Origin of the sequence: Microbacterium sp. RU1D (genome assembly GCF_900156435.1) — a bacterium.
Lineage (GTDB): Bacteria > Actinomycetota > Actinomycetes > Actinomycetales > Microbacteriaceae > Microbacterium.
On sequence record NZ_FTPQ01000001.1, the window covers coordinates 310113 to 324498 of the forward strand.

Annotated in this window: 16 protein-coding genes and 1 pseudogene; 12 read left to right on the forward strand and 5 right to left on the reverse strand. The window is 71.8% G+C overall.

All coding sequences use genetic code 11. The features are described from left to right. The first annotated feature begins 44 nt into the window (after positions 1 to 44). On the forward strand, positions 45 to 1370 hold the full coding sequence (locus B0B15_RS01395) for an MATE family efflux transporter (RefSeq protein ID WP_076672949.1): 1326 nt from the start codon (positions 45 to 47) through the stop codon (positions 1368 to 1370). Positions 1371 to 1474: 104 nt separating this feature from the next. Here B0B15_RS01395 and B0B15_RS01400 read toward each other — a convergent pair whose 3' ends face one another. Both B0B15_RS01400 and B0B15_RS01405 read right to left on the reverse strand, forming a co-directional pair. After that, positions 1475 to 1885: a RidA family protein gene (locus B0B15_RS01400; RefSeq protein WP_076675066.1), complete on the reverse strand. Its 411-nt coding sequence runs from the start codon at positions 1883 to 1885 to the stop codon at positions 1475 to 1477. 20 nt (positions 1886 to 1905) lie between these two features. Continuing rightward, positions 1906 to 2679, reverse strand: coding sequence for a TrmH family RNA methyltransferase (locus tag B0B15_RS01405; protein WP_256334131.1), 774 nt, complete (start codon positions 2677 to 2679; stop codon positions 1906 to 1908). 164 nt (positions 2680 to 2843) lie between these two features. On the opposite strand from B0B15_RS01405, the gene B0B15_RS01410 reads away from it, so the two are divergent. After that, positions 2844 to 4193, forward strand: coding sequence for an Nramp family divalent metal transporter (locus tag B0B15_RS01410; RefSeq protein WP_076672950.1), 1350 nt, complete (start codon positions 2844 to 2846; stop codon positions 4191 to 4193). A 9-nt stretch (positions 4194 to 4202) separates the two neighbouring features. Then, complete coding sequence (locus tag B0B15_RS01415) at positions 4203 to 4838, forward strand: metal-dependent transcriptional regulator (protein WP_076672951.1); 636 nt, start codon at positions 4203 to 4205, stop codon at positions 4836 to 4838. A gap of 21 nt (positions 4839 to 4859) precedes the next feature. Here the strand turns inward: B0B15_RS01415 and B0B15_RS01420 are convergent, their stop codons facing one another. After that, on the reverse strand, positions 4860 to 5807 hold the full coding sequence (locus B0B15_RS01420) for an SDR family NAD(P)-dependent oxidoreductase (protein WP_076672952.1): 948 nt from the start codon (positions 5805 to 5807) through the stop codon (positions 4860 to 4862). Between the two features lie 190 nt (positions 5808 to 5997). Here B0B15_RS01420 and B0B15_RS01425 point away from each other — a divergent pair. The 4 genes and pseudogenes from B0B15_RS01425 (at position 5998) to B0B15_RS16380 (ending at position 7961) form a co-directional block, all read left to right on the forward strand. Beyond that, positions 5998 to 6167, forward strand: a pseudogene (locus B0B15_RS01425) (CsbD family protein). Between the two features lie 99 nt (positions 6168 to 6266). Further along, positions 6267 to 7097 carry an HAD-IIA family hydrolase gene (locus tag B0B15_RS01430; RefSeq protein WP_076672953.1) on the forward strand — a complete coding sequence of 277 codons (831 nt, stop codon included), beginning with the start codon at positions 6267 to 6269 and terminating at the stop codon, positions 7095 to 7097. 2 nt (positions 7098 to 7099) lie between these two features. Next, positions 7100 to 7672: a YdeI/OmpD-associated family protein gene (locus B0B15_RS01435; RefSeq protein ID WP_076672954.1), complete on the forward strand. Its 573-nt coding sequence runs from the start codon at positions 7100 to 7102 to the stop codon at positions 7670 to 7672. A 139-nt stretch (positions 7673 to 7811) separates the two neighbouring features. Further along, positions 7812 to 7961, forward strand: coding sequence for a hypothetical protein (locus B0B15_RS16380; protein ID WP_176776537.1), 150 nt, complete (start codon positions 7812 to 7814; stop codon positions 7959 to 7961). A gap of 201 nt (positions 7962 to 8162) precedes the next feature. On the opposite strand, the gene pyrE is transcribed toward B0B15_RS16380, so the two are convergent. Continuing rightward, on the reverse strand, positions 8163 to 8741 hold the full coding sequence (pyrE, locus tag B0B15_RS01440; RefSeq protein ID WP_076672955.1) for an orotate phosphoribosyltransferase: 579 nt from the start codon (positions 8739 to 8741) through the stop codon (positions 8163 to 8165). 189 nt (positions 8742 to 8930) lie between these two features. Between pyrE and B0B15_RS01445 the strand changes: the two genes are divergently transcribed. From B0B15_RS01445 to B0B15_RS01455, 3 genes are all read left to right on the forward strand, one after another. Then, positions 8931 to 9776: an exodeoxyribonuclease III gene (locus B0B15_RS01445; RefSeq protein ID WP_076672956.1), complete on the forward strand. Its 846-nt coding sequence runs from the start codon at positions 8931 to 8933 to the stop codon at positions 9774 to 9776. Positions 9777 to 9909: 133 nt separating this feature from the next. Then, the gene (locus B0B15_RS01450) at positions 9910 to 10335 is read left to right on the forward strand and encodes a YciI family protein (RefSeq protein WP_076672957.1); all 426 of its coding nucleotides are present in this window, start codon (positions 9910 to 9912) and stop codon (positions 10333 to 10335) included. Continuing rightward, positions 10332 to 11597 carry an RNA polymerase sigma factor gene (locus B0B15_RS01455; protein ID WP_076672958.1) on the forward strand — a complete coding sequence of 422 codons (1266 nt, stop codon included), beginning with the start codon at positions 10332 to 10334 and terminating at the stop codon, positions 11595 to 11597. The genes B0B15_RS01450 and B0B15_RS01455 overlap by 4 nt, the downstream gene beginning before the upstream one ends. 133 nt (positions 11598 to 11730) lie before the next feature. Here the strand turns inward: B0B15_RS01455 and B0B15_RS01460 are convergent, their stop codons facing one another. After that, the gene (locus B0B15_RS01460; protein ID WP_076672959.1) at positions 11731 to 12303 is read right to left on the reverse strand and encodes an NADPH-dependent FMN reductase; all 573 of its coding nucleotides are present in this window, start codon (positions 12301 to 12303) and stop codon (positions 11731 to 11733) included. Positions 12304 to 12447: 144 nt separating this feature from the next. On the opposite strand from B0B15_RS01460, the gene B0B15_RS01465 reads away from it, so the two are divergent. Both B0B15_RS01465 and B0B15_RS01470 read left to right on the forward strand, forming a co-directional pair. Continuing rightward, the gene (locus tag B0B15_RS01465) at positions 12448 to 13707 is read left to right on the forward strand and encodes a sensor histidine kinase (protein WP_076672960.1); all 1260 of its coding nucleotides are present in this window, start codon (positions 12448 to 12450) and stop codon (positions 13705 to 13707) included. Beyond that, the gene (locus B0B15_RS01470; protein WP_076672961.1) at positions 13700 to 14383 is read left to right on the forward strand and encodes a response regulator; all 684 of its coding nucleotides are present in this window, start codon (positions 13700 to 13702) and stop codon (positions 14381 to 14383) included. The genes B0B15_RS01465 and B0B15_RS01470 overlap by 8 nt, the downstream gene beginning before the upstream one ends. The last annotated feature ends 3 nt before the right edge of the window (positions 14384 to 14386 follow it).

A 14386-nucleotide genomic window follows, 5' to 3' on the forward strand; every position in this document is an offset into this window, starting at 1 on the left:
GGCCTGCGCCGGGCGACGTCGGAGGCCCGGCCTAGGCTCGAACCGTGACGACCCCGCCCGCGACGCTGAACCGCTCCATCCTGCGGCTCGCGGTGCCGGCCCTGGGGGCGTTGATCGCCGAACCGCTCTTCCTCATCGTGGATGCCGCGATGGTGGGGCATCTCGGTGTCGCTCCCCTGGCGGGTCTGGGCATCGCGGGGGCTGTGCTGCAGACCATCGTCGGGCTCATGGTGTTCCTCGCGTATTCGACGACCCCGGCGGTCGCGCGCCGGTTCGGCGCGGGCGAAACCGGGCGCGCGGTGTCGGTGGGCATCGACGGCATGTGGCTCGCGCTCGCGCTGGGGGCGGTGCTCGCCGCGGTCGGGTCGATCTTCACCCCCCTCGTGATCGATCTCTTCGGCGCCGCCCCCGACGTCGCCGAGAACGTGCGCGTCTACCTCTCGATCTCGATGTGGGGCCTGCCCGCGATGCTGGTGGTGTTCGCGGCCACCGGCCTCCTGCGCGGCCTGCAAGACACGGTCACCCCGCTCTGGATCGCCGGCGTCGGCTTCGGGGCGAACGCCGCGCTCAACGCCCTGTTCATCTACGGCTTCGGGTGGGGCATCGCGGGATCCGCAGTCGGCACCGTCGCGGCGCAATGGGGCATGGTCGGCGCGTACGTGCTCGTCGTGCGCGCCCTGGCCCGTCGCCATGACGCGTCGATCCGGCCGCAGCGCGAGGGGTGGGGTGGCACGGCGCGATCCGGAGGGTGGCTGTTCCTGCGCACCCTCAGCCTGCGGGCAGCCTTCCTCGCCACGGTCGCCGTCGCCACCGGGCTCGGTTCGGCCGAACTGGCGGGGTGGCAGATCGCGTTCACGATCTTCTCCACGGCGGCGTTCGCCCTCGACGCCCTGGCGATCGCCGCCCAGGCGCTCATCGGTCACGCCCTGGGCGCGAACGAGACCGAAACGGTGCGGAGGGTCCTCCGACGCACGAGCGCCTGGGGCATCTGGTTCGGCGTGGGCGTCGGCGCCGCGCTCGCGGCATCCTCGGGCGTGATCGGGCTCGCCTTCACCGGCGACGCCACGGTCGCCGCACTGGTCCAGCCCGCTCTGATGGTGCTGGCCGTGGCGCAGCCGCTCGCCGGCTTCGTCTTCGTGCTCGACGGAGTGCTGATCGGCGCAGGAGACGCCCGCTACCTGGCCCTCGCCGGAGTGCTCAACCTCGTCCCCTACGCGCCGGCGCTCGCGCTCGTCGCCCTGTTCGCAGGCGGCGGCCCGGCTGGGCTCGCGTGGCTCGCCGCCGCGTTCTTCGGCGTCTACATGCTCGCTCGGGCGTTCACGCTCGGCCTCCGCGTACGCGGCCGGGCATGGATGACCGCGGGCGGCTGACCCGCGACCCCGGCGCGCCCTCGTCGGCACCGGGTGCACCCCGACCAGACCCGCGCCCTCGGCGGCACCGGGTGATCCCCATCGGGCGCGCGACCGCGCTCGCGTCAGTCGTCGAGGACCGCGGCGACCGCCTCGAGCTCGACGAGTTGATCGTCGTAGCCCAGCACGGTGACGCCCATCAGCGTGCTCGGCACGTCGTGCGAACCGAACGCGTCGCGGACGACCTCCCACGCCGCCACGAGGTCGGCCTGTCGAGCGGATGTCACGAGCACGCGCGTGCTGATCACGTCGGTGAGCTGCGCCCCGGCGTCGGCGAGCGCCGTCCTCAGGTTCGCGACGCATCGCGCCGCCTGCGCGCGGACATCGCCGACACCGACCGTCGCCCCTTCCGCATCGAGCGGGCAGGAACCGGCCAGGAAGATGAGACGGGCCTCGGCGGGAGCGGTCGCCGCGTACGCGTATTCGGCGACGCCCGACAGGGACGCCGAACGGATGAGGGTGACGGCCTTCGGCATCCCCCCACCCTCGCACGCCGTCAGGCCCAGCGGCGGCACCACTCGTACATGATCACGGCGGCGGCGGAGGCCGCGTTGATGGAGCGGGTCGAGCCGTACTGCGTGATCTCGACGACACCGGCCGCCGCCTCGATCGCCTCGGGCGAGAGCCCCGGACCCTCCTGACCGAACAGCAGCACGCACGCCTCCGGCAGGTCGGCGCGGTCGATCCGGACCGAGCCGTCGACGTTGTCGACCGCGATCACCGGCAGGCCGGCCGCGCGCGCCCAGGCGGCGAACGCGGCGACGTCCTCGTGGCGGCGGACGTGCTGGTACCGGTCGGTCACCATGGCGCCGCGGCGGTTCCACCGGCGCTTGCCGATGATGTGCACCTCGGCGGCGAGGAATGCGTTCGCGCTCCGCACGATCGTGCCGATGTTGAGGTCGTGCTGCCAGTTCTCGATCGCCACATGGAACGGATGCCGCTTCGCATCCAGATCCGCGACGATCGCGTCCATGCTCCAATACCGGTAGGCGTCGACGACGTTGCGGCGGTCTCCCTCCGCGAGCAGCTCGCGGTCGTACCGCGGGTCGTCGGGCCACTCGTCGGGGCCCCCGGGCCATGGCCCGACCCCGTGCGTCGGAGCTTGCGCGTCGTCGGCCGGGGACGGCGCGTCGTGACTCGAGGCCTGTGCGCTGAGCGCCGGGGTCTGGGCGCCGGGGGCCGGCAGCTTCTCGCCGAGCACCGGGGGCTGCGCGTCGGGCGCCGAGGCCTGACCGCCGCGCGCCGTCGTCGGGTCGTCGGCATCCGTCACCGATCCAGGCTATCCGGCGCGCCACTCGACGACCGCCGACAGGGCGGGGAGGCCCCGAGCACAGGGTCGGCGTGAGATCACCCGCTGCACCCCGCCCGGCGTGCACGGAGCGACGGATCGTGCACACCGTTTTCGGTTACCCGAAAAATTAGTATGGTTTCGGCATGCCGAAAACTCAGGATGCCGTGGCCCGCCGCTATGCGCCCGGCCGTGCCCTGTGGCTCCTGGGCCCGGCGATGGTCGCGGGCGTCGCGTACCTCGACCCCGGCAACGTCGCCAGCAACATGACCGCGGGCGCGGCCTTCGGCTACCTGCTCGTGTGGGTGGTGGTGCTCGGCAACGTCATGGCGTGGCTGATCCAGTACCTGTCCGCGAAACTCGGCATCGTCACCGGCGAGAGCCTCCCGCAGATCCTCGGCCGCCGGATGCACCGCCCCTGGGCGCGGCGGCTGTACTGGCTGCAGGCCGAGGCGGTGGCGATGGCCACCGACGTCGCCGAGGTCATCGGCGGCGCGGTGGCGCTGCACCTGCTCTTCGGCATCCCCCTGGTGTGGGGAGGAGCGCTCACCGGCCTCGTGTCGATGGGCCTGCTGCTGGTGCAGACCCGGCGCGGCGCGCGGGCCTTCGAGACGGTCCTCATCGGGATGCTGGTCATCATCGCCGTGGGCTTCTCGTTCGGCCTGCTCATCGCTCCCCCCGACCCGGCGGGCGTCGCCGGTGGCCTCGTGCCGCGCTTCGAGGGCACGAACTCGGTGCTGCTGGCCGCCTCCATCCTCGGCGCGACGATCATGCCCCATGCGATCTACGCGCACTCCGCCCTGGCGCGCGATCGCTTCGCCCCGGATGCCACGACCCCCGCGGCCGTCGAGCACACGGCATCGGCCCGCTCGGCGGGAGCTCTCCCCGCCGCGGTGGGGACGCCGGCCTCACGCGCGGCGCTGGAGCGCGCGCGCGGCATCTCGACGCCGCGGCTGCTCCGGGCGACCCGCTGGGACGTCACGATCGCCCTCGCGGTGGCGGGCACTGTCAACCTCGCGATCCTGCTGCTGGCCGCGGCCAACCTCGCCGGCGTCGACGGCACGGACAGCCTCGAAGGCGCCTACGCGGCGCTGCGCGACGGACTCGGCCCGCTCGTGGCGACGCTGTTCGCCGTGGGGTTGCTCGCGAGCGGCCTCGCCTCGACCTCGGTCGGCGCCTACGCCGGCGCTGAGATCATGCACGGGCTGCTGCGGGCGCGGATCCCGCTCGTCGTGCGGCGCCTCGTCACGCTCGTGCCGGCACTGGCGATCCTGGGAGTCGGCGTCGACCCCACCCTCGCCCTCGTGCTCAGCCAGGTGGTGCTGTCGTTCGGCATCCCGTTCGCCCTGGTGCCGCTGGTCGCGCTGACCGCGCGCGCCGACGTGCTCGGCGACCACCGCAACCGCCGCGCCACCACGATCGCCGGCGTGCTGGCATCCGCGTTCCTCATCGCGCTCAACGTCGTGCTCCTGTGGCTGGTGTTCACCGGCGGATAGGCTGACGGCGTGGAATCGCCCGTGGCAGACGACTATCTCAAAGCGATCTACCACCACACCGAGTGGCAGGACACCCCGATCACGCCCTCGCAGCTCGCCGGCGTCCTCAGCCTCGCCCCCTCGAGCGTGACCGAGATGGTCAAGAAGCTCGCCGCGCAGGGGCTCGTCACCCACCGGCCGTACGGACCGGTGTCGCTCACGCCCGCGGGGCAGCGACGTGCCGCCGGGGTGATCCGCCGTCACCGCCTCATCGAGACCTGGCTCGTGCGCGAGTTCGCCTACACGTGGGACGAGGTGCACGACGAGGCCGAGGTGCTCGAGCACGCGCTCAGCGACCGGCTGCTCGAGGGGATCGACGAGCGGCTGGGCCGCCCCCGGTTCGACCCCCACGGAGACGCCATCCCGGATGCTGAGGGAGCGGTGCACCGCGAAGCCTTCGTCCTGCTGGCGGAAGCGCCGGTCGGGCACGCCGGGCGCGTGCTGCGGGTGAGCGATCGCGACCCCGAGCTGCTGCGCGCGCTCGTCGAGCGCGGAATCGACGTCGGCCACGAGCTCGAGGTGGTCTCCGACGAGGTCGTGCGGGCCGACGGCGTGGAGATGTCGTTGCCCGCTGGCGCCGGTGGCTCAGTCTGGCTCACGCGCTGACGCGCAGCGCCGCATCCACGGTCAGGATGCCGCGCGCCGGGCCCGCTCGAAGGGCCACTTCACGTGCGTCGCGGTCTCGCACGCGCGCCACAGGTCGGTGCCGAGGCCGCCGCGCCGCGTTGCACGCGCCGGGGTGGCCCGCCGGGGCGCACCGCGGGCGACCAGCGCGGGACCGTACATCGAACCGCCCTCGGCATGCGGGTCGACGAGAGCGCGGACGAGAGCCCACGCGCCCTGCTCCTTGGACTGGGTGATGGGCGCCTGCAGGTTGTCGACGAAGCGCGTGAGGCGGCTGGGTTCGTTCACGCCCCGCACACCCCGCGTGCGGCCGCTCGTGGAGTAGCCCGGATGCGCGACGAGACTCTCGACCGGTACGCCGTGGGCACGCAGCATCTTGTCGGCCTCGAGGGCCAGAGCGGTGGTCGCGGCCTTGGACTGCACGTACGCCTTCCAGGGTGTGTAGCCCTCGCGCAACTCCGGGTCGGTCGGCAGATGTCGCCAGAGCGACGTCGACATGCTGCCCACCCACACCATGCGTCCGCGTGCGGCGGCGAGCGGCTTGAGCAGTTCACCGGCGAGGGCGAAGTGACCCAGCACGTTGGTCGCGAACACGAGCTCGTGACCTCCCACGGTCTCGCGCTGCTTCGGCGGGTGGACCACGCCCGCGTTGAGCAGCAGTCCGTCGAGGCGCCCTCGCGCCCGCGCCGTCGCCGCGGCGGCCCGCACCGAGCCCATGTTGCTGGTGTCGAGCAGGAGCGTCTCGACCGCGGCATCCGGGATCGACCGCTTCACGGCGGCCTTGGCGGCGGAAAGACTATGCGGGTTGCGTCCGGTGAGCAGGACATGAGCGCCCGCCGCGGCGAGCTGCTCGCACGCGAAATAGCCGAGTCCGCGGGTGGCGCCGGTCACGAGGTAGGAGCGTCCGGAGAGGTCGGGAAGGTTCTCGGGGTCCCACTCGCTGCGCGTCACCCTTCGACCCTAACGAGATGAGGCGTCGCCGTCACGGGTTCATTCCGTTCCGGGCATATCGGCATCCGCAAAGTTTCGTGCGGAACGGCGTGACGAATCTCGCGCGGGATGCGTCACACCTGTGAGCACCCCGCTCCGTCGCGACGAGACATCCGCCGCCGACGTCGTCGAAACGAGAAGGAGTCCGATCATGGGTCTGGACGACAAGATCAAGAACGCCGCTCAGGACATCGTGGGCAAGCGAAGGAAGCCATCGGCAACGCCACCGACAACGACCGTCTGGCCGCCGAGGGCAAGGCCGACCAGGTCGAGGCGGATGCCAAGAAGGCCGGCGAGAACGTGAAGGACACCTTCAAGTAAGTCGCCGCCACCGCGGACGGGCGGGTCGCGATCACCGGATCGCGCCCGCCCTCCTGTGTTTCCGGGGGCGTGTCAGAGGCCGGGTCTAGGCTGGGCGGCATGAGGACCCGCGGCGACATCGAGTGCTGGCTCACCGACATGGACGGCGTGCTCGTCCACGAGAACACGCCCATCGCGGGCGCGTCCGAACTGCTCGCGCAGTGGCGGTCCGAGGGCACGCCGTTCCTCGTCCTCACGAACAACTCGATCTTCACCCCGCGCGATCTCAGCGCCCGTCTGCGAGCGTCGGGGCTCGAGGTCCCGGAATCGTCGATCTGGACGTCGGCGCTGGCCACGGCCGACTTCCTCAGGTCGCAAATGCCGGGCGGTTCCGCCTTCGTCATCGGCGAAGCGGGACTGACCACCGCGCTGCACGAGGCCGGGTTCATCATGACCGAGACCACCCCCGACTACGTCGTGGTCGGCGAGACGCGCAACTATTCGTTCGAAGCCATCACCAAGGCGATCCGCTTCATCCGCGGCGGCGCGCGCTTCATCGCGACCAACCCGGATGCCACCGGCCCCTCGACCGAGGGCGTGCTCCCCGCGACCGGCGCGATCGCCGCCCTCATCACCAAGGCCACCGGCAAGGAGCCCTACATCGTCGGCAAGCCGAACCCGATGATGTTCCGCTCCGCCCTCAACCGCATCGGCGCCCACAGCGAGAACACCGGCATGATCGGCGACCGCATGGACACCGACATCGTCGCCGGCATCGAGGCGGGCCTGCACACCGTGCTCGTGATGACCGGCATCAGCGACCAGCGCGAGATCGAGCGCTATCCCTTCCGTCCCGACGAGATCCTCGGCTCGGTGGCCGAGCTCGTGCGCGACGAGCCGCTCGAGACCGAGCTGGCAGACGGCGAAGAGGGGCTCGAAGCCGGGCTCTGATCATGGGCGCGCTCGACGACGGCGAGAAAGTGGCGGCGGTCGACGTTGCCGCGTGGAGCGCGTGGCTCGAGCGGAACCACAAATCCTCGAGGGGGGCGTGGCTCCTGCGGGGCCGCGGGGCTGACGCGGGCCGCTACGTCGACTACGAGGATGCCGTGTGCGAAGCGCTCTGCTTCGGCTGGATCGACGGTCCGGTGCGCGTGTTCGACGACGTGAGTTCGGGCCTCTGGTTCGCGCCGCGTCGCGCGACCAGCGGTTGGGCGGCGACGAACAAGGCCCGGGTCGCCCGTCTCGAAGCCGAGGGGCGTCTGCGACCGGCGGGACGCCGGGTCATCGACGTCGCGCGGGCGAACGGCGCCTGGGAGGTGCTCGACGGACCCGAGGCCGGCATCGAGCCCGCCGACCTCACCGTCGCGCTCGACGCGGTGCCGGTCGCGCGGGCACGGTGGGACGCGTTCCCTCCCTCCGCACGCAAGTTCGGCCTCACGCAGATCGCCATGGCGGTCCGCCCGCAGACACGGGCGGCGCGGATTGCGAAGATCGTCGCTGATGCCGCGGAGAATCGTCGACCCTGACCGAGACGGCCACGCCCACCCGCCTGCCCGGACAGCGAGCCACTCGAAGAACGGTCCGCTTGGACGACGGGCCGCGGTGACAGCGACCGGGCCGCCAGGGGTTGACGCCGCCCGTCGCCGGTCGGGGAGGATGGATGCCATGGACGACCGCACCCTGTGGCTGATCACGGCCTTCTTCATCACCGCCGGGACGCTCGTCGCGTTCATCGTGCAGTGGAGACGTTCGCGCCGCGGAGGCGGCGGCCGCGACCCCTTCGACGGGCCCGGACCGGGCGACGACGCGCGCTGACGCACCGGGCGGGCACCCCGGGCGCGGCCGGCCGGATCTCAACGAACGGCATCCGGGCGCATCGCCGCGCGCGGTCGCCCGCGGCCTCACGAGAACAGGAGATCGCGCGATAACAGGGTCGCCGAGCGGCAGAACGCCCTGTTCTCGAACGATGCCCTGTTCTCGAGGAACGGCCCCGCGTTCGGCAGGACCGCGGCGACCTTACTGCGGCGCGAGCCCCAGGTCGTCGAGATCGATGGATGCCAGCCACTGCAGGCCCTCGGCCTCGATCGCGGCCTGCGCGCCGGTCTTGCGGTCGACGATGACCGCGACGGCGACGACCTCGGCGCCCTCGCGGCGCAGGGCCTCGACAGCCTTGAGCGCGGACTGGCCGGTCGTGGAGGTGTCCTCGACGACGACGACACGCTTGCCGGCGACGTCAGCGCCCTCGATCTGGCGTCCGCGGCCGTGGTCCTTGGGCTCCTTGCGCACGACGAAGGCGTCGAGCGGGCGACCCGCGTTCACGGACTCGTGCATGACGGCGTTCGCGATCGGGTCGGCGCCCAGCGTCAGACCGCCCACGGCCACGACGCCGTCGAGGTCTTTCACGAGGTCGAGCACGAGGCGCCCGATCGCGGGGGCGGCGCGGTGGTCGAGGGTGAGCTTGCGCATGTCGACGTAGTACGTCGCCTTCCTGCCGCTCGAGAGGGTGAAGTCGCCGTGGAACACCGCCTCGGCGTTGATGAGGCCGATGAGGGCCTGACGGTCGGCTTCGAGCTCGGGAGTGGAGGCGGTGGTCACGGCGTCGAGTCTATTCGGGCTTCCCGTCGCGGCCTCGCGCGTGCCGAGCACAACGGCGGGCCGCCGACACGGCACGCCGCGGGCGGCGACGGGCGGCGTGTCGCGCACGACTCCCGCCGTTGTACGCGGTGGGGAGCCGGGGACGCCGGACGCACGGCGATGTCGTCCGCCGAAAGTAGGCTGGATGCCATGCGCCTGGCCACCTGGAACGTCAACTCCATCCGCGCCCGCGTCACCCGCACCGTCGAGTTCTGCGTGCGCGAGCACATCGACGTGCTGGCGATGCAGGAGATCAAGTGCAAGACGGAGCAGTTCCCGTACGCGGCCTTCGAAGAGGCCGGGTACCACGTCGCCGCCCACGGCCTGAATCAGTGGAACGGCGTCGCGATCGCGAGCCGCGAGCCGCTCGAAGACGTCGAGATCGGCTTCCCCGGCATGCCGGGCTTCGAGAAGGGCAAGGAGGGGCCCGACCTGCCCCAGGAGGCGCGGGCGATCGGCGCGACCGTGAACGGCGTGCGGGTGTGGAGCCTGTACGTGCCGAACGGCCGCGGGCTCGACGACCCCCACTACGTCTACAAGCTCGACTGGCTCGACACGCTGCGCCAGTACACCGCCGACACGCTCGCGGCGCGCCCCGACCTGCCGCTCGCCCTCACCGGTGACTTCAACATCGCCCCCACCGACGACGACAACGGCGACCCCACCGTCGTCGAGGGCGCGACCACCCACGTCTCCCCTGCCGAGCGCGAGGCGTTCCGTGCCTTCGAGACCGCGGGCCTGAGCGACGTCGTGCGTCCGCTGATCCCCACCGGCTACACGTACTGGGACTACAAGCAGCTGCGCTTCCCCCGCAACGAGGGCCTGCGCATCGACTTCATCCTCGGCTCGCCGGCGTTCGCCGACGCCGTGCAGGGCGCCGAGATCCACCGCAACGAGCGCAAGGGCGAGGTCCCCAGCGATCACGTCCCCGTCGTCGCCGACCTCGACCTGTCGGGCGCCGACGACGACGACGATCTGCCGATGATCTTCGGCTGAGCGCCGCGGCAGTGGCATCCGGGATTTTTCCCGCGCCCTGTCGATTCCGCTCGTCGCCGTTCGACGCGATAGTAGGGGCAGGCATTCGCTCCCCTCAGATCGCTCGCGAGAGCACCGACGAGAAGAGTCCACGATGAAGTTCATGCTGATCATGCGCGGTACCGACGAGGCGTACGCGGCGTACAAGCAGATCCCGTTCGAGCAGATCATCAACGACATGGGCGCCTACAACGAGTCCATGATGACCGCGGGAGTGCTCGTCGCGGGCGACGGCCTCGCCGAGGACATGAGTCAGAACTTCGTGGTCGAGTTCGGCGGCGAGACCCCGGTCGTCACCGACGGCCCCTACGGCGAGACGCACGAACTGTTCAACGGCTTCTGGATCATCGAGGTGTCCACGCGCGACGAGGCGATCGAGTGGGCGCGACGTGCGCCGTTGATCGCCGGCAACACGCTCGAGGTGCGCCGGGTGACCGACGAGACCGACTTCGCGGCCTTCGCCGACAACGAGTACATCCAGAAGGAGGAGGGCTGGCGCGAGGAGCAGTCCTCGCGGTGAGCCCCGCCCCCGGTCCTGACGCCGACGGCGACCCCGACGTCGCGCGGCGCGTCGCGGCGATCTGGCGCATCGAAGGCGCCCGGATCGTCGCGACGCTCGCGCGCGTCGTCGGTGACCTCCCCACCGCCGAGGACCTGGCCCAGGACGCCGTCGCCGAAGCACTCGCGCAGTGGCCGCGCGACGACGTCCCCGCGAACCCCGGCGCCTGGCTGACGGCTGTCGCGAAGCGGCGCGCCATCGACGGCTGGCGTCGGGCGCAGAACCTCGGGGAGAAGTATCGGCTGATCGGTGCGGACATCGACGTGACGGCGGATGCCGAATGGCAGCCGATCGACGACGACGTGCTGCGCTTGATGTTCGCGGCGTGCCACCCCGCGCTCTCCCGGGAGGCGCAGGTGGCCCTCACCCTGAAGGTCGTCGGCGGCCTCGACACCGAGGCGATCGCGCGGCTGTTCCTCGTCCCGGTGACGACGATGCAGCAGCGGATCGTCCGCGCGAAGAAGACGCTGGGCGCCGCGCGCGTGCCGTTCGAGGTGCCGGATCCGGCGGAGTGGCCGACGCGACTCGGCGGCGTGCTCAGCGTGATCTACCTCGTCTTCACCGAGGGCTACGCCGCCACCTCCGGCGACGCAGTGCTGCGCACCGAGCTGGCGCACGAGGCGATCCGCCTGGGGCGCGTGCTCGCGGGCCTCCTCCCCCGCGAAGCAGAGGTCCTCGGCCTCGGCGCCCTCATGGAGCTGCAGGCCTCGCGGTTCGCCACCCGGGTCGATGCGGACGGGGATGCCGTGCTCCTGGCCGACCAGGACCGGCGGCGCTGGGACCACTCGGCGATCGCCCGCGGGGCGGCGCTGCTGACACGCGCCGACGCCCTCGCGCGCGGGCGCGGGCCGTATCACCTGCAGGCCGCCATCGCGCGGTGTCACGCGGAGGCGTCGAGCGTCGAGGCCACCGACTGGGAGCGCATCGCGCTGCTGTACGAGGTGCTCGGCCGGGTCGCACCGAGTCCCGTCGTCGAGCTCAATCGCGCGGTGGCCGTATCGATGGCATCCGGTCCTCTGGAAGGGCTCGCGGTCGTCGACGGACTCGCCGCGGACGGGGTTCTGCGGGGCTCGCACCTGATCCCCTCGGTGCGCGGCGAGCTGCTGTCGCGGTTGGGGCGCACCCGCGAGGCGCGCGAGGAGCTGCTCGCGGCGGCGGGCCTCACCCGCAACGAGCGCGAGGCCGCCCTGCTGCGGCGAAAGGCCGAGGCGCTGGCGCCGTGACGCGCGCACGGGTCCCGGGCCCTTCGACCGGCTCAGGGACCTGGGCCACGACACAGGTGGCTGAGCCCGTCGACGCCACCGGGAACGACGGCGGGGCCGAGGCGCGCCCCGACCCCGCCGTCGCACGCGGAGATCAGGCCGCGGGGACCTCGGCGGGCGCCGTGCGCGAGATGAGCGTCACGAGGGCCTCGATGATCGAGCGCAGGAACTCGGCCGTGCCCTCGTTCGTGACGGTGCCGTCCTCTTCGAACAGGCCGGGGGTGGACTGGATGTAGCCCTCGGGCTGCCCCAAAACGAGGGCGTTGTAGTGCAGGAGCACCGAGCGCAGGTGCTGCTGGCCGGCCGCCGTCGCGATACCGCTCTGCGAGGTGCCGATGACGGCGGTGGGCTTGTCGTTGAACGACGCCTCGCCGTAGGGGCGGGCCGACCAGTCGAGGGCGTTCTTGAGCACGCCGGGGATCGACCGGCTGTACTCGGGTGTCACGATGAAGACGCCGTCGGCATCCTGGATCGCGCTCTTGAGGTCCTTCGCGACCTGGGGGAAGTCGCCGTCGTAGTCGGGCGAGTAGAAGGGGAGGTCCTTGATCGGGATCTCCTTCAGCGTCACGCCCTCGGGCGCGACCTTCTCGAGCGCCTTGGCCAGGCGGCGGTTGATGGAGGTGCTGGAGATGCTGCCGACGATGTAGCCGATCGTGTAGTCGGTCACGGTGATCCTCTCTGTGCTGACGGGGGCGCGGGGCGCCCGAGTGCATTCAGGTGCAAGCTTTTCCGCCGACCCCGTATTCCACCGCGGGGTTGACTCCGTCTCGCGGGGGATGCGGGGGCCCACCACCCGCCCTAGCGTGGAGGGATGCCACGGCTCACCCGCACACAGCAGCGCGGCGACGTCATCCTCGCGCTCGTGCTGTTCCTCGGCGGCATGCTCAGCGCGGTGCTGTCGTCCATCTCGGGCATCTATGGCGACGAGCAGGGCTCCCTCGCGATCGCCCTGGTGTACGTCGCCGTGCTCGCCGTGCCGATCGCGGTGCGCCGGCGTTGGCCGTCGGTCACGGCGGTGGTCGTGTCGGTCGCCTACTTCTTCGCCGTCACCTTCCGCATCCCCGAACTGTACGCGGGCAACATCGCCATGTTCATCGCGTTGTACACGGTCGGCGCGTGGGAGCCGAATCGCCGGCGCGCGACGATCGTGCGCGTGGCGATCATCGTCGGGATGTTCGCGTGGCTCTTCGTGGTCATGTTCCAAGACGCGACGCAGCCGGTGGACCCCGCGGTCGAGGGGGCGTTCTCGCGCGTCGGCGCCTTCTCGCCCTTCGTCGCGTACCAGCTGCTGATGATCGGGGTGAACGCGCTGTTCTTCGGCGGCGCCTACTACTTCGGCGACCGGTCGCACCAGCAGATGCGCGAGCGCGCCGCCCTCGAGGAGCGCACCGCCGAGCTGGAGTCGGAGCGCGAGGTGACCGCGGCCCAGGCGGTGGCGCTCGACCGCGTGCGCATCGCCCGCGAACTGCACGACGTCGTCGCCCACCACGTCTCCCTCATGGGCGTGCAGGCGGGGGTGGCCCGGTCGCTGCTCTCCCGCGATCCGGATGCCGCCCGCGACACGCTCGCGAGCATCGAAGGGTCGGCGCGGGAGTCGTTGCACGAGCTGCGCCAGCTGCTCGAGACGCTGCGCTCGCCCGGGTCGGAGGCGGCGCCCGACACCGCTCCCACCACGCACGGTCTCACCTCGATGCGCGCGCTCGTCGACGAGGCGGATGCCGCGGGGCTCCCCACGACGTTCACGGTCGTCGGCGAACCCGTCGTCGACCCGCCCCCGCTCGTGCAGGTCAACCTGTACCGCATCGCGCAGGAGGCCCTCACGAACGCCCGTCGACACGCGGGTCCCGGCGCGACGGCCGACGTGCGCCTGCGCTTCGCCGCGGACGCCGTCGAGCTCGAGGTCGCGAACACGGGACGCCCCGGTTCGTCGACCCCCGGCCTCGGTCAGCTCGGCATGCGCGAACGGGCGGCCGTGTCGGGCGGCAGCATCGAGATCGGTCCCCGCGCGCGTGGCGGGTGGCTCGTGCGGGTAAGGGTGCCGCTGGCCCCGGCGGAGGTGGCCCATGCGTGAGTTACGCGTGCTCCTCGTCGACGATCACGCCATGATGCGCGCGGGCTTCCGCACGATCCTGTCGCTCGAGCCCGACATCGCGGTGGTGGGCGAGGCCGCGACCGGTGCCGAGGCGGTGTCCGCGGCGGAACGGCTGCGCCCCGACGTGATCTGCATGGACGTCCAGATGCCCGACATGGATGGTCTGGAAGCGACCCGCCTGCTGACCGCGGACCCCGACTCGGATGCCGCGATCCTCATCGTCACCACGTTCGACCGCGACGACTACCTCTTCGCCGCGCTGTCGGCGGGGGCCAGCGGCTTCCTGCTCAAGAACGCCGGCCCCGAGGAGCTCGTGTCGGCGGTGCGCATCGTCGGCGCCGGCGACGCGCTGCTTGCCCCTGAGGTCACCCGTCGGGTCATCGAACGCTTCGCCGCGGGGGACGCCTCCGCCGCGGCATCCCCCGCCCCCGCGGGTCCATCGCCACTGCCGCTGCCGCTGCTCGAACCGCTGACCGAACGCGAGGCCGAGGTGCTGCGCCGGATGGCCGAGGCGCTGAGCAACGCCGAGATCGCCGCGCGACTGTTCATCGGCGAGGCGACGGTGAAGACGCACGTGTCGAACGTGCTCCAGAAGCTCGGCGCGCGGGACCGCGTGCAGGCCGTGGTACTCGCGCACCGGCACGGCTTGACCTGACAC

Bases quoted from the DNA above. Each gene is read 5' to 3' on its own strand.
- B0B15_RS01400 (WP_076675066.1), bottom strand. From the start codon at position 1,885: ATGCCGAAGGCCGTCACCCTCATCCGTTCGGCGTCCCTGTCGGGCGTC.
- B0B15_RS01410 (WP_076672950.1), top strand. From the start codon at position 2,844: ATGCCGAAAACTCAGGATGCCGTGGCCCGCCGCTATGCGCCCGGCCGT.
- B0B15_RS01430 (WP_076672953.1), top strand. From the start codon at position 6,267: ATGAGGACCCGCGGCGACATCGAGTGCTGGCTCACCGACATGGACGGC.
- B0B15_RS01435 (WP_076672954.1), top strand. From the start codon at position 7,100: ATGGGCGCGCTCGACGACGGCGAGAAAGTGGCGGCGGTCGACGTTGCC.
- B0B15_RS16380 (WP_176776537.1), top strand. From the start codon at position 7,812: ATGGACGACCGCACCCTGTGGCTGATCACGGCCTTCTTCATCACCGCC.
- B0B15_RS01445 (WP_076672956.1), top strand. From the start codon at position 8,931: ATGCGCCTGGCCACCTGGAACGTCAACTCCATCCGCGCCCGCGTCACC.
- B0B15_RS01450 (WP_076672957.1), top strand. From the start codon at position 9,910: ATGAAGTTCATGCTGATCATGCGCGGTACCGACGAGGCGTACGCGGCG.
- B0B15_RS01465 (WP_076672960.1), top strand. From the start codon at position 12,448: ATGCCACGGCTCACCCGCACACAGCAGCGCGGCGACGTCATCCTCGCG.
- B0B15_RS01470 (WP_076672961.1), top strand. From the start codon at position 13,700: ATGCGTGAGTTACGCGTGCTCCTCGTCGACGATCACGCCATGATGCGC.